Source organism: Enterobacter cloacae complex sp. 2015409 (genome assembly GCF_041365315.1).
Taxonomy (GTDB): Bacteria; Pseudomonadota; Gammaproteobacteria; order Enterobacterales; family Enterobacteriaceae; genus Enterobacter; species Enterobacter pseudoroggenkampii.
In genome coordinates, this window is sequence record NZ_JBFTVM010000003.1 from 1 (window position 1) to 16,834 (window position 16,834).

At 52.9% G+C, this 16,834-nt stretch carries 14 protein-coding genes, 1 tRNA gene and 2 rRNA genes; 4 read left to right on the forward strand and 13 right to left on the reverse strand.

The features are described 5' to 3' along the window. The 3 genes from rrf (ACDO57_RS15985) to rrf (ACDO57_RS15995) form a co-directional block, all read left to right on the forward strand. Positions 1-103, forward strand: a 5S ribosomal RNA gene (rrf, locus tag ACDO57_RS15985); the annotation flags it as partial. A gap of 14 nt (positions 104-117) precedes the next feature. Then, positions 118-193 (forward strand) — tRNA-Thr (locus ACDO57_RS15990). 43 nt (positions 194-236) lie between these two features. Beyond that, positions 237-352 (forward strand): 5S ribosomal RNA (gene rrf, locus ACDO57_RS15995). A gap of 105 nt (positions 353-457) precedes the next feature. Here the strand turns inward: rrf (ACDO57_RS15995) and ACDO57_RS16000 are convergent. The 7 genes from ACDO57_RS16000 to ACDO57_RS16030 form a co-directional block, all read right to left on the reverse strand. Beyond that, a complete protein-coding gene (locus ACDO57_RS16000) occupies positions 458-1,216 on the reverse strand; it encodes an amino acid ABC transporter ATP-binding protein (protein WP_014171880.1) in 759 nt (252 codons plus the stop codon). A gap of 7 nt (positions 1,217-1,223) precedes the next feature. Further along, complete coding sequence (locus ACDO57_RS16005) at positions 1,224-2,327, reverse strand: amino acid ABC transporter permease (protein ID WP_032650459.1); 1,104 nt, start codon at positions 2,325-2,327, stop codon at positions 1,224-1,226. Positions 2,328-2,336: 9 nt separating this feature from the next. Continuing rightward, positions 2,337-3,518 carry an amino acid ABC transporter permease gene (locus ACDO57_RS16010; RefSeq protein WP_090418923.1) on the reverse strand — a complete coding sequence of 394 codons (1,182 nt, stop codon included), beginning with the start codon at positions 3,516-3,518 and terminating at the stop codon, positions 2,337-2,339. 67 nt (positions 3,519-3,585) lie between these two features. Further along, complete coding sequence (locus ACDO57_RS16015; protein WP_024906309.1) at positions 3,586-4,611, reverse strand: amino acid ABC transporter substrate-binding protein; 1,026 nt, start codon at positions 4,609-4,611, stop codon at positions 3,586-3,588. Between the two features lie 473 nt (positions 4,612-5,084). After that, a complete protein-coding gene (locus ACDO57_RS16020) occupies positions 5,085-5,306 on the reverse strand; it encodes a lipoprotein (protein ID WP_008502867.1) in 222 nt (73 codons plus the stop codon). Positions 5,307-5,610: 304 nt separating this feature from the next. Next, positions 5,611-8,724, reverse strand: coding sequence for an efflux RND transporter permease subunit (locus tag ACDO57_RS16025; RefSeq protein WP_032650453.1), 3,114 nt, complete (start codon positions 8,722-8,724; stop codon positions 5,611-5,613). Between the two features lie 11 nt (positions 8,725-8,735). Beyond that, complete coding sequence (locus ACDO57_RS16030) at positions 8,736-9,875, reverse strand: efflux RND transporter periplasmic adaptor subunit (RefSeq protein ID WP_248272492.1); 1,140 nt, start codon at positions 9,873-9,875, stop codon at positions 8,736-8,738. Positions 9,876-10,262: 387 nt separating this feature from the next. Here ACDO57_RS16030 and envR point away from each other — a divergent pair, with 387 nt between their 5' ends. Continuing rightward, a complete protein-coding gene (envR, locus tag ACDO57_RS16035; protein ID WP_024906312.1) occupies positions 10,263-10,982 on the forward strand; it encodes an acrEF/envCD operon transcriptional regulator in 720 nt (239 codons plus the stop codon). Here the strand turns inward: envR and ACDO57_RS16040 are convergent. From ACDO57_RS16040 to prmA, 6 genes are all read right to left on the reverse strand, one after another. After that, positions 10,898-12,979 carry a bifunctional diguanylate cyclase/phosphodiesterase gene (locus tag ACDO57_RS16040; RefSeq protein WP_024906313.1) on the reverse strand — a complete coding sequence of 694 codons (2,082 nt, stop codon included), beginning with the start codon at positions 12,977-12,979 and terminating at the stop codon, positions 10,898-10,900. The two genes, envR and ACDO57_RS16040, sit on opposite strands and share 85 nt — an antisense overlap. A 139-nt stretch (positions 12,980-13,118) precedes the next feature. Further along, positions 13,119-13,283 carry a DUF2556 family protein gene (locus ACDO57_RS16045; RefSeq protein WP_024906314.1) on the reverse strand — a complete coding sequence of 55 codons (165 nt, stop codon included), beginning with the start codon at positions 13,281-13,283 and terminating at the stop codon, positions 13,119-13,121. Positions 13,284-13,461: 178 nt separating this feature from the next. After that, positions 13,462-13,758, reverse strand: a complete 297-nt coding sequence (fis, locus tag ACDO57_RS16050; protein ID WP_000462905.1) for a DNA-binding transcriptional regulator Fis — start codon at positions 13,756-13,758, stop codon at positions 13,462-13,464. A 23-nt stretch (positions 13,759-13,781) separates the two neighbouring features. Beyond that, on the reverse strand, positions 13,782-14,747 hold the full coding sequence (gene dusB, locus ACDO57_RS16055; RefSeq protein ID WP_023309409.1) for a tRNA dihydrouridine synthase DusB: 966 nt from the start codon (positions 14,745-14,747) through the stop codon (positions 13,782-13,784). Between the two features lie 330 nt (positions 14,748-15,077). After that, a complete protein-coding gene (locus ACDO57_RS16060; RefSeq protein WP_370884351.1) occupies positions 15,078-15,818 on the reverse strand; it encodes a carbonic anhydrase in 741 nt (246 codons plus the stop codon). A 128-nt stretch (positions 15,819-15,946) separates the two neighbouring features. Further along, the gene (gene prmA, locus ACDO57_RS16065) at positions 15,947-16,828 is read right to left on the reverse strand and encodes a 50S ribosomal protein L11 methyltransferase (protein WP_024906316.1); all 882 of its coding nucleotides are present in this window, start codon (positions 16,826-16,828) and stop codon (positions 15,947-15,949) included. Positions 16,829-16,834: the final 6 nt, after the last annotated feature.

Sequence of the window (16,834 nt, forward strand, 5' to 3'; positions counted from 1 at the left end):
GCGCGGTGGTCCCACCTGACCCCATGCCGAACTCAGAAGTGAAACGCCGTAGCGCCGATGGTAGTGTGGGGTCTCCCCATGTGAGAGTAGGGAACTGCCAGGCATCAAATTTAGCGTGCTGATATGGCTCAGTTGGTAGAGCGCACCCTTGGTAAGGGTGAGGTCCCCAGTTCGACTCTGGGTATCAGCACCACTTTATACTTAGGTTAAAGTTCGGCAAGAAGTAAAAGAATTTGTCTGGCGGCTTTAGCGCGGTGGTCCCACCTGACCCCATGCCGAACTCAGAAGTGAAACGCCGTAGCGCCGATGGTAGTGTGGGGTCTCCCCATGTGAGAGTAGGGAACTGCCAGACATCAAATAAGTGAGAAGGCCATCCGAAAGGATGGCCTTTTTGCGTTTGTGCGCCGAAAAAACGGTAGGCCGGGTAGGCGAAGCCGCCACCCGGCAGAGCAAACGACTAATGAATCACCTGCGACAGGAATGCTCGCGTACGTTCTGACTTCGGATGGGCAAAGAACTCATCCGGCGGCGCTTGCTCAACAATCTCCCCGCGGTCCATAAAGATCACTCGGTCGGCCACGGTTCGCGCAAACCCCATCTCATGCGTCACACACAGCATGGTCATGCCGGATTGTGCCAACCCAATCATGGTGTCCAGAACCTCTTTAACCATTTCAGGATCGAGGGCAGATGTCGGTTCATCAAACAGCATAATTTTCGGTTTCATACACAGAGAACGGGCGATAGCCACACGCTGCTGTTGGCCACCCGATATCTGGCCAGGGAACTTATTCGCATGTTCTGCGATACGTACGCGCTCCAGGTAGTGCATGGCTAATGCCTCCGCTTCCTTTTTCGGCATCTTTCGTACCCAAATCGGTGCAAGCGTACAGTTCTGCAGAACGGTCAGGTGCGGAAACAGATTAAAGTGCTGAAAGACCATTCCCACTTCCTGACGCACGCGTTCAATATTGCGGATATCTTCATTCAGCTCGATACCGTCAACCACGATGCGTCCTTGCTGGTGTTCTTCAAGATGGTTAATGCAGCGAATAGTTGTGGATTTCCCGGATCCGGAAGGGCCGCACAGGACAATGCGCTCTCCCTGCTTGACCTTAAGATTAATGTCCTTAAGGACATGAAACTGTCCGTACCATTTATTCACGTTTTCCAGCGTAATCATCGCGTCGGCGGGTGTCATAGTTATTTGGCTCATAATTTCCTCAGTGCGGTGTACGCCCGGTGTTAAAGCGCTTTTCCAGATGCTGGCTGTAGCGCGACATGCTAAAACAAAAGATCCAGTAGATCAGAGCTGCAAAGACATATCCTTCGGTGGACATACCCAGCCAGACAGGGTCAACGGTTGCCTGCTGCACGCTGCTAAAGAGATCGAACAATCCAATGATGATCACCAGGCTGGTATCCTTGAAGAGGGCAATGATCGTGTTGACCAGACCTGGGATGACCAGCTTGAGTGCTTGTGGAAGAATGACCAGCCCCTGCGTTTTCCAGTAACCGAGAGCCAGTGATTCCGCCGCTTCGTACTGGCCTTTAGGCAGCGCCTGCAGACCTCCGCGCACAACTTCAGCGACATAGGCGGACTGGAAGAGAATCACCCCCACCAGGGCACGGATCAGCTTGTCGATGGTGGTCCCTTCTGCCATAAACAGCGGCAGCATGACCGACGACATAAACAGAACGGTGATAAGCGGTACGCCGCGCCAGAACTCAATGAAGATAACGGAGAGCACGCGTACGATCGGCATTTTTGAACGCCGCCCCAGGGCAAGTAAAATCCCCCACGGCAGAGCACCGGCTATCCCCACTGAAGCGATAATCAACGTCAGCGTCAGCCCGCCCCACTGGCGTGTTTCTACGCGTTCCAGCCCCAGAAAACCGCCATACAACAGTACCCAGACAATAATCGGATAAACCACTGCCCAGACGGCAATATAGCGTCCGCGATGAGGCAGCTTTTTCCAGAACATGGCTGCGACAGAGAGCAGGCCGATAACCAGCGCCAGATTAATCCGCCAGCGCTGTTCATGCGGATACAACCCATACATGAACTGACCGAATCGCTCGTGGATAAACACCCAGCAGGCACCGGCTTTTGTGCAGTCTGCTCGGGTTGAACCGACCCAGTTGGCCTGTAAAAACGCCCAGTTCAGCAGGGGAGGAATCAATTCCCACATGAGCCACAGGCAGACAATCGTCAGCAGGCTGTTACTCCAGCTGGAGAACAGATTCTTACGCGCCCAGAGAATGAAACGTCCACCTGTCGAGTTGGCAGGGCGCGAGGAGTGCGACAGTATCGCTTTTGTCATCATAGATCCTTAGCGCTCGACCAGTGCTATACGACGGTTATAAAGGTTCATCAGGAGTGAAATCACCAGGCTGATGATCAGATAGACAGACATCGTGATGGCGATGGTTTCAATGGCTTGTCCGGTCTGGTTAAGCACGGTTCCGGCGAAAAGTGACACCATATCCGGGTAACCAATGGCAGCGGCCAGCGACGAGTTTTTGACAATATTGAGATACTGGCTGGTCAGGGGGGGGATGATGACCCGTAAAGCCTGCGGAATGATGACCTGGCGAAGCGTCACGGTATGGGGTAATCCCAGCGAGCGTGCCGCCTCGTGCTGTCCGTAAGGTACAGCCTGGATCCCGGCACGGATAATCTCTGCGATAAACGCGGACGTATAAATCGACAGCGCCAATGTCAGCGCTGCCAGCTCGGGAATTAATACCATCCCGCCCTGAAAGTTAAAGCCACGCAGATGGGGAATGTCCCAGTGCAGCGCAGCCCCAAACAGCCAGTGTGCCAATAGCGGGAGACTAACGATCAGGACCACAGCCGTTGGCCAGGTTCTACGAAGCTGACCGGTTTTGATCTGGTGCTTGCGATTAAAACGAAATACGCCAACAGAAAGAGCAAGCGCCATCACAATCGCGCCAATGAAAGCGTACAGCCCTTCACCCGTCTGAGGAGAAGGAATGGACAACCCACGGTTACTCAGGAAAAACAGCTCAAACGCGTCGACGGCCTGACGGGGACCGGGAAGGTTACGCAGTACGGCGAAATACCAGAAGAAGATCTGCAGGAGCGGGGGGATATTGCGGAACGTCTCGATATAAACAGTCGACAGTTTCCGCAGCAGCCAGTTTTCAGAAAGACGTGCCAGACCAATAAAGAAGCCCAGTATCGACGCGAAGACGATACAAAGCGCCGATACCAACAGCGTATTCAGTAAACCGACCACGAACACGCGTCCATACGTGTCACCTTCCTGGTAATCAATAAGGTGCTGAACAATGCCAAACCCCGCGCTGCGATCTAAAAACGCGAAACCGGAGGTAATGCCACGATTATTCAGGTTGGTAATGGTGTTATGGATGAGATACACGGCGATGAGAACAACCGCAACAATAGCAATAATCTGGAATAGCCAGGCGCGGACCGCGGGATGAGAAAAGGATAGCGATCCTTTTACGGCTGAGCGGCGATGGGACATAAAGAAACCTCAGTAACCATGACTCTGGAGAGGGCACTGCCTGAGCAGTGCCCGTTACAGCTATGACTTAACGTACCGGTGGCGCGTACTGAATACCGCCGTTGTTCCAGAGATTGTTCTGGCCGCGTTTGATCTTCAGCGGGCTTTCCGATCCCACGTTGCGCTCAAAGATCTCAGAGTAGTTGCCCACCTGTTTGATGATGTTGTAGGCCCACTTGTTATCCAGCTTCAGATCCTTGCCGAAATCACCTTCTGTACCGAGCAGGTGTGCCATATCCGGGTTGGATGGCTTAGCGGCTTTCTCATCAACGTTTTTCGAGTTGATGCCCATCTCTTCTGCGTTCAGCATGGCGAACAGCGTCCAGCGAACAATTGAGAACCAGTCTTCATCGCCACGACGTACGACCGGTCCGAGAGGTTCTTTGGAGATCACTTCAGGCAGGACAATCCACTCTGCCGGGTTGCTCAGCTTAATACGTAAGGCATACAGCTGTGACTGGTCAGAGGCCAGCGTGTCGCAACGGCCGGACTCCAGCGCTTTGGCCGATTCATCCGAGCGGTCGAATGTCACTGGCGTGTATTTCATGTTGTTTGCTTTGAAATAATCCGCGACGTTCAGCTCGGTATCGGTGCCCGCCTGAATACAAACGGTGGCGCCATCCAGCTCTTTGGCGCTTTTCAGGCCCGCTTTATTGTGGGTCAGGAAGCCGATGCCGTCATAATAGGTCACGCCCGTAAATGACATCCCCATGCCTGCATCACGTGAGGACGTCCAGGTGGTATTACGGGAGAGCATGTCGACCTCGCCGGACTGCAGCGCCGTAAAGCGTTCTTTCGCCGTCAGCGGGGTATATTTTACTTTGCTGTCATCACCAAAAACGGCGGCCGCAACGCCACGGCAGACGTCCACATCGATACCGGTAAATTTGCCGTTCGCATCGGCATAAGAGAAGCCAGGCAAACCGTCACTGATACCGCATTGAACAAAACCTTTCTTTTTAACGGCATCCAGTGTCGTTCCCGCATGGGCTTGACCGGCTACGGCAAACAACATGCCTGCAGCGGCCAGGCTGGCTATCATCGTCTTTTTCATAATGCATCCTGTGTGGCGAAATTTATCGTTATAGAGGCGTTTTTAAACGCTTAACCTGTCTGTGGCTTTGGCCAACGTTTATAAAGCAAACGTAATGCCAGTTTTGCGTTCGACAAAATAAGAGACGAGCGAACGCTTAATGCTGAGTGTAGACAGGCTTAAATAAAACGAGCGCCCTGAAATGGTGCGAAATTACAACCTGTGCCACAAATCGGAGCAAAAGTTATGCGTCGGGTCAGGAAAAAGGGGAGATAGTTTCCAGAGTGAATATTGGCAGGGTATTCAATAATATTAATGTGTGAAAATCATCACGATAGAATAAGTAATTTGAATGAGTATGCGAAAAAGCTGTGACTGACTTCAGGCTTAGATTAATTACGTGAATAAATACGGGGCTATTTTTTTACTTATTTGAAAATACTGCACTCATTAAAAGCAAAAGCGCGGCCAGAGCCGCGCTTTCTTAACAGATGTTACTTCGTCAGGGCAACAATACCCAGCGTCAAACCCGCTACTGCGGCAGCACCGCCAGCGATAGCACCCGCAGTTTCCCAGTTATCCTGGGTGGTGCCTTTCATACAGGTATTGGTATGAACCAGTCGGCCCTGGTCATCGTAAACCGGTACACATGGAGAGTCGTGCGCGCAACCAGCCAGCAGCGCAGCGAGAAGTGCAACGGAAATGAATCTTTTCATGATGTTACCTCAGTATTATTTCTCATCCGCTATAAAGCCAGGAGGGCTATTAACGAACTGGAGGTTATTTTACCACCGGGATAAGTCCTCGTTACACGAGGAATAATCTCAAATTATGTAGTTTGTAAAAATCGTGGAGAAAAATCGGTTTCAGGAGGAATTAATGGAGACATTATGGAGCTGCAAGAGACTGTTTTTACTTAATGCAAATCATCATATTTTTAACACTGCCTTTATGTAAAGCGTAATTCATTGTTTATGTTAAAAATAAAAAAGGCACCAAAGGTGCCTTTTAGGGGGAATATTACTCTTTATGGTGAGTAAACCGTCGTCGAACAACCACAAAGAAGACGGGCACGAAGAAAATCGCCAGAAGCGTTGCGGAAAGCATTCCCCCCATAACGCCCGTACCGACGGCGTTTTGCGCGCCGCTCCCGGCACCGGAGCTGATCACCAGCGGCATGACGCCAAGGATAAAGGCCAGAGACGTCATCAGGATCGGTCGAAGGCGCATCCTGGAAGCTTCCAGCGTGGCTTCAATAATGCCTTTGCCTTCTTTATCCATCAGGTCTTTAGCAAATTCGACGATCAGGATGGCGTTTTTCGCCGATAAACCAATCGTCGTCAGCAGGCCGACCTGGAAATAAACGTCATTGTTTAACCCGCGCAGCGATGCTGCGAGAAGCGCCCCAATGACCCCCAGCGGTACAACCAGCATAACGGAGAACGGAATGGACCAGCTTTCATACAGCGCTGCCAGACACAGGAACACCACGATCAGCGAAATGGCGTACAGTGCAGGCGCCTGGTTACCCGAGAGCCGCTCCTGATAGGACATTCCGGTCCAGTCATAGCCGATGCCGGAAGGCAGTTTTGCCGCGAGACTTTCCATCATAACCATGGCCTCACCGGTACTTTTACCCGGGGCTGATTCACCGAGGATCTCCATAGAGGGCATCCCGTTATAGCGCTCCAGGCGAGGTGAACCGTAGACCCAGTGAGCGTTGCTAAAGGCGGAGAACGGGACCATTTCCCCATTCGCGCTGCGCACGTAGAGGTTGTTAATATCGCCTGGCAACATACGGAATTTGGCGTCGGCCTGTACGTAGACCTTTTTCACGCGCCCATGATCGATAAAGTCGTTCACATAGGTGCCACCTAATGCCGTCGAAATCGTCTGGTTGACGTCAGAAAGACTGACGCCCAGCGCCTGCGCTTTCTCCTGATCGACATCCAGTTTGAACTGAGGCGTATCTTCAAGACCGTTAGGGCGCACGCGAACCAGCAGATCAGGGTGCTCTTTCACCATGCTGAGCAGTTGGTTACGCGCCTGCGTCAGTTGGGTATGCCCCAGGTTAGCCTGATCGATCAATTCAAAGTCGAAGCCCGTGGCGGTACCCAGCTCAATAATTGCAGGCAGGTTAAACGGGAAAACAAGGCCATCTTTAATCTGACTGAAGGCTTTCGTCGCGCGGCCCACAATGGCTTCGACACCATTTTCCGACCCCGGGCGCTCCTCCCAGGGCTTCAGGCTGACGAATGCAATACCGGAGTTCTGACCCTGGCCGCTAAAGCTAAAGCCGTTTACGGTAAAGACGGATTCAACGTTCGCCTTCTCTTTGTTCAGGTAGTAGTCCTGAACCTGGTCGAGGACCTGCTGAGTACGCGTCTGGGTTGCACCTGCCGGGAGTTGAACCATCGTCATAAACACCCCCTGATCCTCTTCGGGCAGGAAGGAGGTGGGTAGGCGCAGGAAGAGTACCGCCATCCCACCGACAATAATGACGTACACCACCAGATAGCGCCCTGTCTTACGCAAAATACCGCTCACGCTGTTGCTGTAGTGCTCAACGCTTTTATCAAAGAGCGCGTTAAACCAGCCGAAGAAGCCCCCTTTTTTCTCATGATGGTCGCCGGATACGGGCTTAAGCAACGTTGCGCAGAGTGCGGGCGTCAGGATGAGCGCAACCAGTACGGACAACGCCATAGCGGAAACGATAGTCAGCGAGAACTGGCGATAGATCGCCCCCGTCGAGCCGCCAAAAAAGGCCATCGGAATAAAGACCGCCGAGAGCACCATGGCGATCCCGACCAGTGCGCCCTGGATCTGCTCCATCGACTTCTGCGTGGCCTCTTTCGGCGGCAGCTTGTCCTCGACCATGACACGTTCGACGTTCTCAACGACCACGATAGCGTCATCGACCAGCAGACCTATCGCCAGCACCATGCCGAACATCGTCAGGGTATTGATGGAGAAACCAAACGCCGCCAGAACCGCAAAGGTGCCCAGCAGAACGACCGGCACCGCGATAGTCGGGATGAGCGTCGCCCGCAGGTTTTGCAGGAACAGGTACATGACCAGGAAGACGAGAACGATCGCTTCAAACAGGGTCTTCACCACTTCGTGAATGGAGATTTTCACAAAAGGCGTGGTGTCATAGGGATAGACAACTTTCAGCCCCTGTGGGAAGAACTGCTGCAGCTGCGCCAGCTTGCTTTTGATGGCTGCCGCAGTGTCCAGCGCATTTGCCCCGGTTGCCAGCTTAATCCCCAGACCGGTTGCCGCCTGCCCGTTGATTTTAGTGACCATGTTGTAGTTTTCGCCGCCCAGCTCAATACGAGCCACGTCCTTCAGATGAACCATCGAGCCGTCCTGGTTCACCTTGAGCGTCACGCGGCCAAACTCCTCCGGCGATTTCAGGCGAGTTTGCGCGATGATCGAGGCATTCAGCTGTTGCCCGGGAATGGACGGCGTTCCGCCCAGCTGGCCTGCCGCTATCTGATCGTTCTGGGTTTTCAGCTGGTTGATAATATCCAGCGGCGTCAGCTGGTATTTGTTCATCGCGTTGCTGTCGAGCCAGATGCGCATCGCATACTGAGCGCCAAACAGCTGAACGTCACCGACGCCAGACGTTCGGCTGATGGCATCTTTGACGTTTGAGGCGACATAGTCAGAGATGTCATCCTGCGTGAGATTTTTGTTGTCAGAAACAAAACCGGCGACCAGCAGGAAGCTGCTGCTGGATTTCTCCACGCCAATCCCTTGCTGCTGAACCTCTTGCGGCAGCAGCGGCATGGCGAGCTGCAGCTTGTTCTGTACCTGCACCTGAGCGATGTCCGGGTTGGTGCCTGACTCGAAGGTCAGGGTGATGGTGACGTTACCCGCTGAATCACTGGTGGAGGACATATACATCAGGTTATCGATACCGTTCATGTTCTGTTCGATAACCTGGGTCACGGTATCCTGCACCGTTTGAGCGTCCGCTCCCGGGTAGGTCGCGGATATCGCCACGGCGGGAGGGGCGATGGTCGGATACTGTGCGACCGGAAGTTTGAGAATGGCCAGCCCGCCTGCAATCATCAGGATGATGGCAAGTACCCAGGCGAAAACCGGTCTCTGAATAAAGAAGTTAGCCATGTCGTCGTCCCTTAACCGGCTGGAGTCGTGGTGGTATCCGGCGTGGCGACGACGGTTACCCCTGGTCTGACTTTCTGTAGCCCGCTGACAATCACGCGGTCACCGTTTTTCAGCCCTTCCGTCACCAGCCAGCGATCGCCAATTGCCTGCGGGGCGACGACGGTACGCGGCTCAACCTGGTTTTTATCGTTCACCACCAGGACGGTTGCATCACCTCGCGGTGTGCGGGTCACGCCTTGCTGGGGAACCAGAATCGCATCCGGCTGGGTACCTTCATCGATGCGGGCGCGAACAAACATGCCGGGTAACAGCATATGCTGAGGGTTCGGGAAAATGGCGCGCAGGGTAATTGAGCCGGTACTTTCATCGACCGTGACGTCAGAGAACTGCAAGGTGCCTTTCAGCGGATAGGGCTGCCCGTTCTCCATCAGTAGCTCAACGCTGCTGGCGGTATCGCCTTTTTGCAGGCTAGTCTGTTTCAGGCGCATAAAATCATTACTGGACTGGGTGACATCGACATAAATCGGATCGAGTTGCTGGACCGTTGCCAGCGCTGAGGCCTGTCCGTTCGTCACCAACGCCCCTTCGGTCACGCTGGATTTCCCGATACGACCATCAACAGGCGAGGTTACTTTGGTGTAGGCAAGGTTGATACGTGCGCTTTCAACGCCGGCTTTCGCGGCAACCACGCTGGCATCTGCCTGCTGAGCCGTCGCCACGGCCTGGTCATACTCCTGCTTACTGACATATTGGGTGCCTACCAGCGGGAGATAGCGTTTTACCGTCAGGTGCGCAATATTGGCCGCCGCCTGAGCCTTCGCCAGTTCGCCTTTCGCGCTGTCATAGGCTGCCTGATAGGTCGCAGGATCAATCTGGTAAAGTGACTCACCCGCTTTTACATCGCTACCTTCCGCGAAGTTGCGGCGAAGGATAATGCCGCTAACCTGAGGACGAACCTCCGCAACGCGAAATGCATCTGTTCTGCCCGGGAGTTCAGTGGTGACAGCCAGAGGTGCGCTTTTCACAATGTGCACGCTGACCTGAGGCGCCTGCAGGTGTTGTTGTTGATTTTCCTGACCATCGCATCCTGTGAGCAGTACCGCGCAGACAATGAAACCGGATAAGGGCAAGCGTCTGAAATGATTCGTCATTACCGTTCCTTTAAATACCCATTAACCGATATATGCCGCGAACCGGTAGCTGGGGCAGAGGGATAAAAAATAAAATGTAGCTGCGTATAATAATGAGGGTATTTAATGTTTTTTAATTTATAAGTGCGAATGACCATGCTTCTGGAGAAAATCAGAATCAGACCTGGTCCATTTCGGGATATACTTCAGGCATGTTAATCAGGTAAATGGGGTTTATGTTGTTTGGTTATTCATCCCGTCAATTTAATTGACTCGATGTATTTGTATTGATTATAAATTAAGAGAGGTGACTTTTTTTGTGCAAAATTAAAACGGATTTTAGTGAATACTTACATTTGCATGAACGCAATATTACCTTTAAACCTTGTGAGTAACGAGTAGTTGCCTATGGCGCGTAAAAAGAAAGAAGAGGCTCAACAAACCCGGCAGCAGCTGATTGAGGCGGCTATAGGACAGTTTGCGACGCGTGGCGTAGCCAGTACGACGCTGACGGATATCGCTGATGCTGCAAAGGTGACGCGCGGCGCGATCTACTGGCACTTCACCAGTAAATCAGAAATATTTAATGCCATCTGGGAACAGCAATTACCGCTTCGCGACATTATTCGTGACAGGCTTTCCCTTTCCGATAGCGACGACCCATTGTTAAAACTTCGTGAGCAATTTATTACTGCGCTGCAGTATATTGCCCGTGAACCCCGGCAATGTGCGCTTTTACAAATTCTGTATCATAAGTGTGAATTTAGCAGTGATATGATTTCAGAGCGTGAAATCAGAAACCGCATTGGATTCAATGATGACACGCTACGCGCCACGCTGGAGACCTGTATTTCGCAGAATATCATTTCGCCAAAGGTGAATGTTGATCTCACCTTGATTGTATTCCACGGTTTTTTTAGCGGAATAATTAAAAACTGGTTAATGAATAACGACAGTTTTAATCTTTATCAGCAGGCTCCCGCTCTGGTTGATAGCATACTGGCGACACTCCCTGTCATTCGCGTGTCGCCTGATGAGGATGCTTACAGCTCAGCGCCAGGTAACATTTCCCCTCGGGCACAAAGTGCTTCTATGGTCTGCGCGCTGGTGGGTTTACCTAACAGATAACCCTGAAGGGTGTTACAGCCCAGCTCGGTTAAAAAGGCTTGCTGTGCTTCGGTTTCTACACCTTCTGCCACGACTTTCAGGTTAAGCGTTTTGGCAAGGGCGACAATCGCTGAGACAATAGTGGCATCCTCGCTTTCGCCGCTGAGCTCTTTCACAAACGCCCTGTCGATTTTCAATTCACAGGCCGGTAACCGCTTGAGATATAGCAGGCTCGAATATCCGGTGCCAAAATCATCAATGGAGGCCTTCACGCCCGCATCCGTTAGCTCTGTCAGCACCCGTACGCTCTCATCCGGGTTGCTCATCGCCGTGGTTTCCGTCACTTCGAGGATCAACATTTCCGGTGGCACATGGTGAAGAGCCAGGCAGTCGAGAACCGTTTTCACCAGCGAAGGTTGTTCAAACTGCAGTGTCGACAGGTTTACCGCCATTGACCAGCTTTGATGCCCCTGAAGATGCCATTCCCGCAGCTGGCGACAGGCTTCATTAATCACCCAGTTGCCAATGGGGATGATCAGCCCCGTTTTTTCCGCCAGCGGCAGAAAAAGCTCCGGCGTCAGTAACCCCTGCTTAGGATGCTGCCAGCGCAATAACGCCTCGAATCCGAGGACAGGACCCGCGGGGGCGTGAAATTTTGGCTGATACAGCAGGCGCAGCTCATTGCGATCGATCGCCATCCACAGATCGTTCATTAACTGGAGATGGGTCTGCGCCAGGGTGTTCATGGAGGGCTGGAAAAAGTGGTAGCCGTTACGGCCCATATGCTTCGTGTGATACATCGCCGCGTCGGCGTTAAACATCAGTTCACGCTCAGTTTTGCCGTCGTGAGGGTACAGTGCGATACCAATGCTGAGAGTCACCACCAGTTCATAGGGGCCGAGATTGAACGGGCTATCGATCGCGCGGACCAGCGAATTTGCCAGCGATGCCGCGTCGTCCGGACCTTCTCCCTCTGCCAGCAGAACAAACTCATCACCGCCGATACGTGCAAGGGTGAACTGGCCTTTCAGGAGAAGCAGCAGACGCTGCGTAACGGCGACCAGCAGCCTGTCACCAACATCATGGCCGTAGGCGTCATTGATGGCTTTAAAGCCGTCGAGATCCATGAACATCAGGGCAAAGTGATTCCCTTCACGATCGGCTTTGCTGATGGCCTGATCGAGTCTGTCTTCCAGCAGGATACGATTGGGCAGACGCGTCAGGGTATCGTGCAGCGCCAGTTGAGCGAGCTCCCGGTTAGCTTCTGCCAGCGACGAGGCCAGAAGGGCGGTACGTGCCTGAAGGCGGGCATCCAGCATCGACACCAGCAGGGTAATCCCAAGAATAGAGAGGGCGACAACGCTGACCAGCACCGCCAGCCAGCTCCCGTTAATCCCCTCATGATGAACCATTGTGGACATGGGAAACTGCGCCGCTTTCATCCCGGCATAGTGCATACCGGCAATGGCAATCCCCATCGTGATGGCGGCCCCCATACGCATCAGCACGACCTGTGCGGCTTCGCGACGCAGGCGGAAGGTCAGCCATAGTGCCGCGAGAGAAGCGGCAAGCGCAATCGCGACCGAAATGGCCACCCAGACTTTGTCCCAGATAATCCCCGGCATCACTTCCAGCGCCGCCATGCCGGTGTAATGCATAGCAACAATACCGCTCCCCATCACCAGCGCGCCGGGCAGCAGTCGGCGCAGGCGTAATTGTTCGCAGCTCACGAGCCATAGCGCAAACAGCGACGAACCCACGGCGATGACCATGGATAACACCGTCAGGGTGGCGTTGTAGCTCATGCTCATGGAGAGGTCCATCGCCAGCATGCCGATAAAGTGCATGGCCCACACGCCAATACCCATTGCAATACCGCCGCCAGCCAGCCAGACGCGGGCAGCGACGCCCTCACTCCCGGCGACGCGTGCAGCCATGTTCAGCGCGGTATACGCCGCAAGGATGGCAACAACAAAGGAGAGGACGACAAGGATATGGTTGTATTGGCTGACCAGCATGGACGGTTCTACTCGAGTGTGGGGTTACGCTAGAGCGGTTGAGAAGGGCGAGACATTATCACCGTCAGGTAATGGCTCAAAGGGATTTAAATCCCCGTTTTTAGTGGGTAATAACGGGGCGATTTGCGCAATCGGGCGGTTAGTCGAGCTCGGAGCAGTTCACGAGTTTCAGCGGATTGACGGAGTTCATATTGCGACACTTATCGGTTTCGGTACTCATCAGTTCAATCCACTGCATCAGGAGTGCATCGAAAATGAGAACGGAGATTGCAAAGACAATCAGCCACCAGTATTTACGAATCATTGTGTCATTCCGCGAGAAGAGCGCCTGTAGGATGGGGAAAAATATACACGAAAAACCGTGGTTTAAAAGCGGGAGAAGCGGAGGTTTACACTGCGTTGACGGAGAGGTACAGGTAATAAAAAAGGCGCTTCCCCATGCCGAAGAGCGCCTTTTTAAACAAGCATTTAACTGATTAGTATCAGTTCATGCCGTATTTTTTCAGTTTCTTACGCAGAGTACCACGGTTGATACCCATCATCAGCGCAGCGCGGGTTTGGTTACCGCGGGTGTATTGCATCACCATGTCCAACAGTGGCTGTTCAACTTCAGCCAGTACCAGCTCATACAGGTCATTAACATCCTGACCGTTCAGTTGAGCAAAATAGTTCTTCAGTGCCTGTTTAACCGAGTCACGCAGGGGCTTTTGAGTTACCTGGTCCTGAGAGTTAACGGTAGAAACGGTCAGTACGTCAGAATTTACGCGTTGTTCGAACATAGTTCTGTCAGCTCTTTATTTCATTACGCAAGATTTTCGAAGTATGCCTCCAACGCCTCCAGCTGTACGCTGGCATCCTCTATGGCGTTGAATGTGCGCCGAAACTGGTCATCTGGAGCGTGCTCCTGGAGATACCAGGAGACGTGTTTACGCGCAATTCGGTACCCTTTTGCCTGACCGTAGTGGTCATGCAGTTCCCGAACATGCGAACAAAGCAAGCGCTTAACCTCTGCCAGAGGCAGCGGGGCAAGCAGCTCCCCAGTGTCCAGATAATGCTGGATTTCCCGGAAGATCCAGGGTCTTCCCTGAGCGGCACGTCCTATCATCAGAGCATCAGCTCCCGTATAGTCGAGTACAGCTCTGGCTTTAAGCGGGTCAGTTATGTCGCCATTCGCGATAATCGGAATGGAAACTTTCTGCTTAACTGCCCGAATGCTGTCGTATTCAGCTTCACCGTTGAACAAACAGGCGCGAGTGCGTCCATGAATGGTCAGGGCCTGAATGCCACAGTCTTCGGCCAGTTGGGCAATCTCTACACAGTTACGGTGTTCCGGCGACCAACCCGTGCGAATCTTCAACGTAACAGGAACGTCCACTGCGCTGACAACCGCCGTCAGGATAGCTTTCACCTGGTCGGGGTATTGCAGAAGGGCTGAACCTGCAAGCTTGCGATTCACCTTTTTGGCCGGGCACCCCATATTGATATCAATAATCTGGGCACCACTTTCCACGTTAATCCGCGCGGCATCTGCCATCTCTTCAGGCACGCTTCCGGCAATTTGCACGGTGCGAATACCTGGTTCATCAACGTGCACCATCCGAAGGCGGGATTTATCGCTTTCCCAAACCTGCGGGTTAGACGACATCATCTCGGATACGGTTAAACCGGCTCCCATCTCATAGCACAGCGTCCTGAACGGCCGGTCTGTAATACCTGCCATAGGGGCTGCGATCAGGCGATTTCTAAGCTGGTGGTGTCCGATGCGCATGAGTTAAGAAATGACCATACTGTGACTGCAAGGCGGCGTATATTACGCATTTTTTGCACGAGATGAAAGGCCAAACTTTGAACAATCCACTGTTGTAGATCAAGGAATCGCCGCTCAATCTTTCTGTTCAAAATTATTCATTATTTAAATCATTATGTTATACGAGAATGGTTATTTTATAGGCGCTTACAATTTCCCGTAACTTCTCATCATTTCTGAATAAATGCTTCGATGAAGCGGGATAATCTGCTGTTTTTAGCAGCAGATTTCCCCACTTCTTTGCGATCTGCGTCGCATTTTAGAACATGATCGTCATGCGAAAAATGCGTCTTATTCGACCACAACGCGCCCATGCAGCGACTGTACCGGACGGTTATTATCGTGATGCATGGTATGAGTAAATTTCTCAAGCTGTTCTGCTGAGAGGGTTAACGGCTGTTTGAGCACGATCCAGGTGACCCCTTCAGAACACGGTGGCGTGGTCAAGGAGCCGCTAAAGCGCCAGTAAGTTTTCACCTTTGGCAGCAGTTTGTTCAGGTTGAGCTCCTTCTCAATAGATACATTCTGTTCAGCCTGCTGAGGCATCACACTCCACAGCTTTTCCAGCTCGGGATTCGCAGCACCTTTATCAAACATGACGGCCACCACGGCCAGCTCACCCGCGCTGTTTTTATGTACCAGATGCATCTCCATCGCGTACTTTTTGCCGTGCACGGTGTTTTCGCTCGGCGCATGGAAGTGGAACTGCTGTAGCGTCCAGGTTTGCTTGTCCAGGGTTATCGTGTTGCGGGTATCTGCTTTTTCGCTGGCCTGAATGGTATGGCCATTGTTTGTCAGCCCGACAGGGCCATCAATGTAGTGTGTTTTAAGCGGAGGGAGATGGGCGTTAGCGGTCGAATCAATATTAATCGGAGACTGGTTCATCCCGCTTTGACAGGTCTTGTATGCCTCGTCCAGCTCGCCCCAGTGTTCCGGCGAACCTTCCCCTTCGTAGCTCCAGTGTGATGCGAATGCTGAAGCCGAAACCATGCTCAGCGCCAGCAGCGCTGCCTTGCCTGTAATGTGTTTCATCATATTCTTCCGGTGAATTTTTATAATACAAATCAACATGATTTGTATGGTTATTTTACCGGAGAATGGCAGAGGGAGAGAGAATAATCAGAGGGTGAAAGGCGTGGTCAGATGACCACGCCAAATGCTTATTTTTTACGGCCGGTGATGCGGCACCACTCTTCTTTCTCAACCACCGGGTCGAGGGTGAAAAGATCGGCGTAGGCTTCACACACGCTGTCGGCCTGGCTCGCCAGAATACCGGAAAGCCCCAGCAGACCGCCCTCAACGGGCAGCACGCTGATTAACGGGGCCAGCTCACGCAGTGGGCCTGCCAGAATGTTTGCGACCACCACATCGGCTTTCATGGCGTCTGGCTGCGCATCCGGCAGATACAGCTCCAGACGATCGGACACGCCGTTACGCTCGGCGTTGTCGCGGCTGGCCTGAATCGCCTGCGGATCGATATCGATCCCGATGGCTTTAGCTGCGCCCAGTTTCAGGGCGGCAATCGCGAGGATCCCGGATCCACAGCCAAAGTCGATCACCGTCTTCCCGTCCAGATCGAGACCATCCAGCCACTGCAGGCACAGGGATGTGGTTGGGTGAGTGCCGGTACCAAATGCAAGGCCCGGGTCGAGCATCACGTTGACCGCATTCTCGTCCGGGACGTCGCGCCAGCTTGGGCAGATCCACAGACGTTTGCCGAACTGCATCGGGTGGAAGTTATCCATCCACTCGCGTTCCCAGTCTTTATCTTCCAGCTGTTCGATTTTGTGCACAAATCCCGCGCCCAGCAGAGGATGGTTTTCCAGAATCGCGACGACCTCTTTCATATCGGTTTCGGCATCAAACAGGCCAATAACGTCGGTATCGCCCCACAGGCGGGTTTCGCCCGGCAGCGGCTCAAAGACCGGCGTGTCATGCGTGTCCTGGAAGGTGATAGAGACCGAGCCGGCCTCCATCAGCGCATCGCTCAGTTCCTCGGCGTTAGCGCCGGTTGTGTTCAGTTTTAGTTGGATCCACGGCATGGCAAA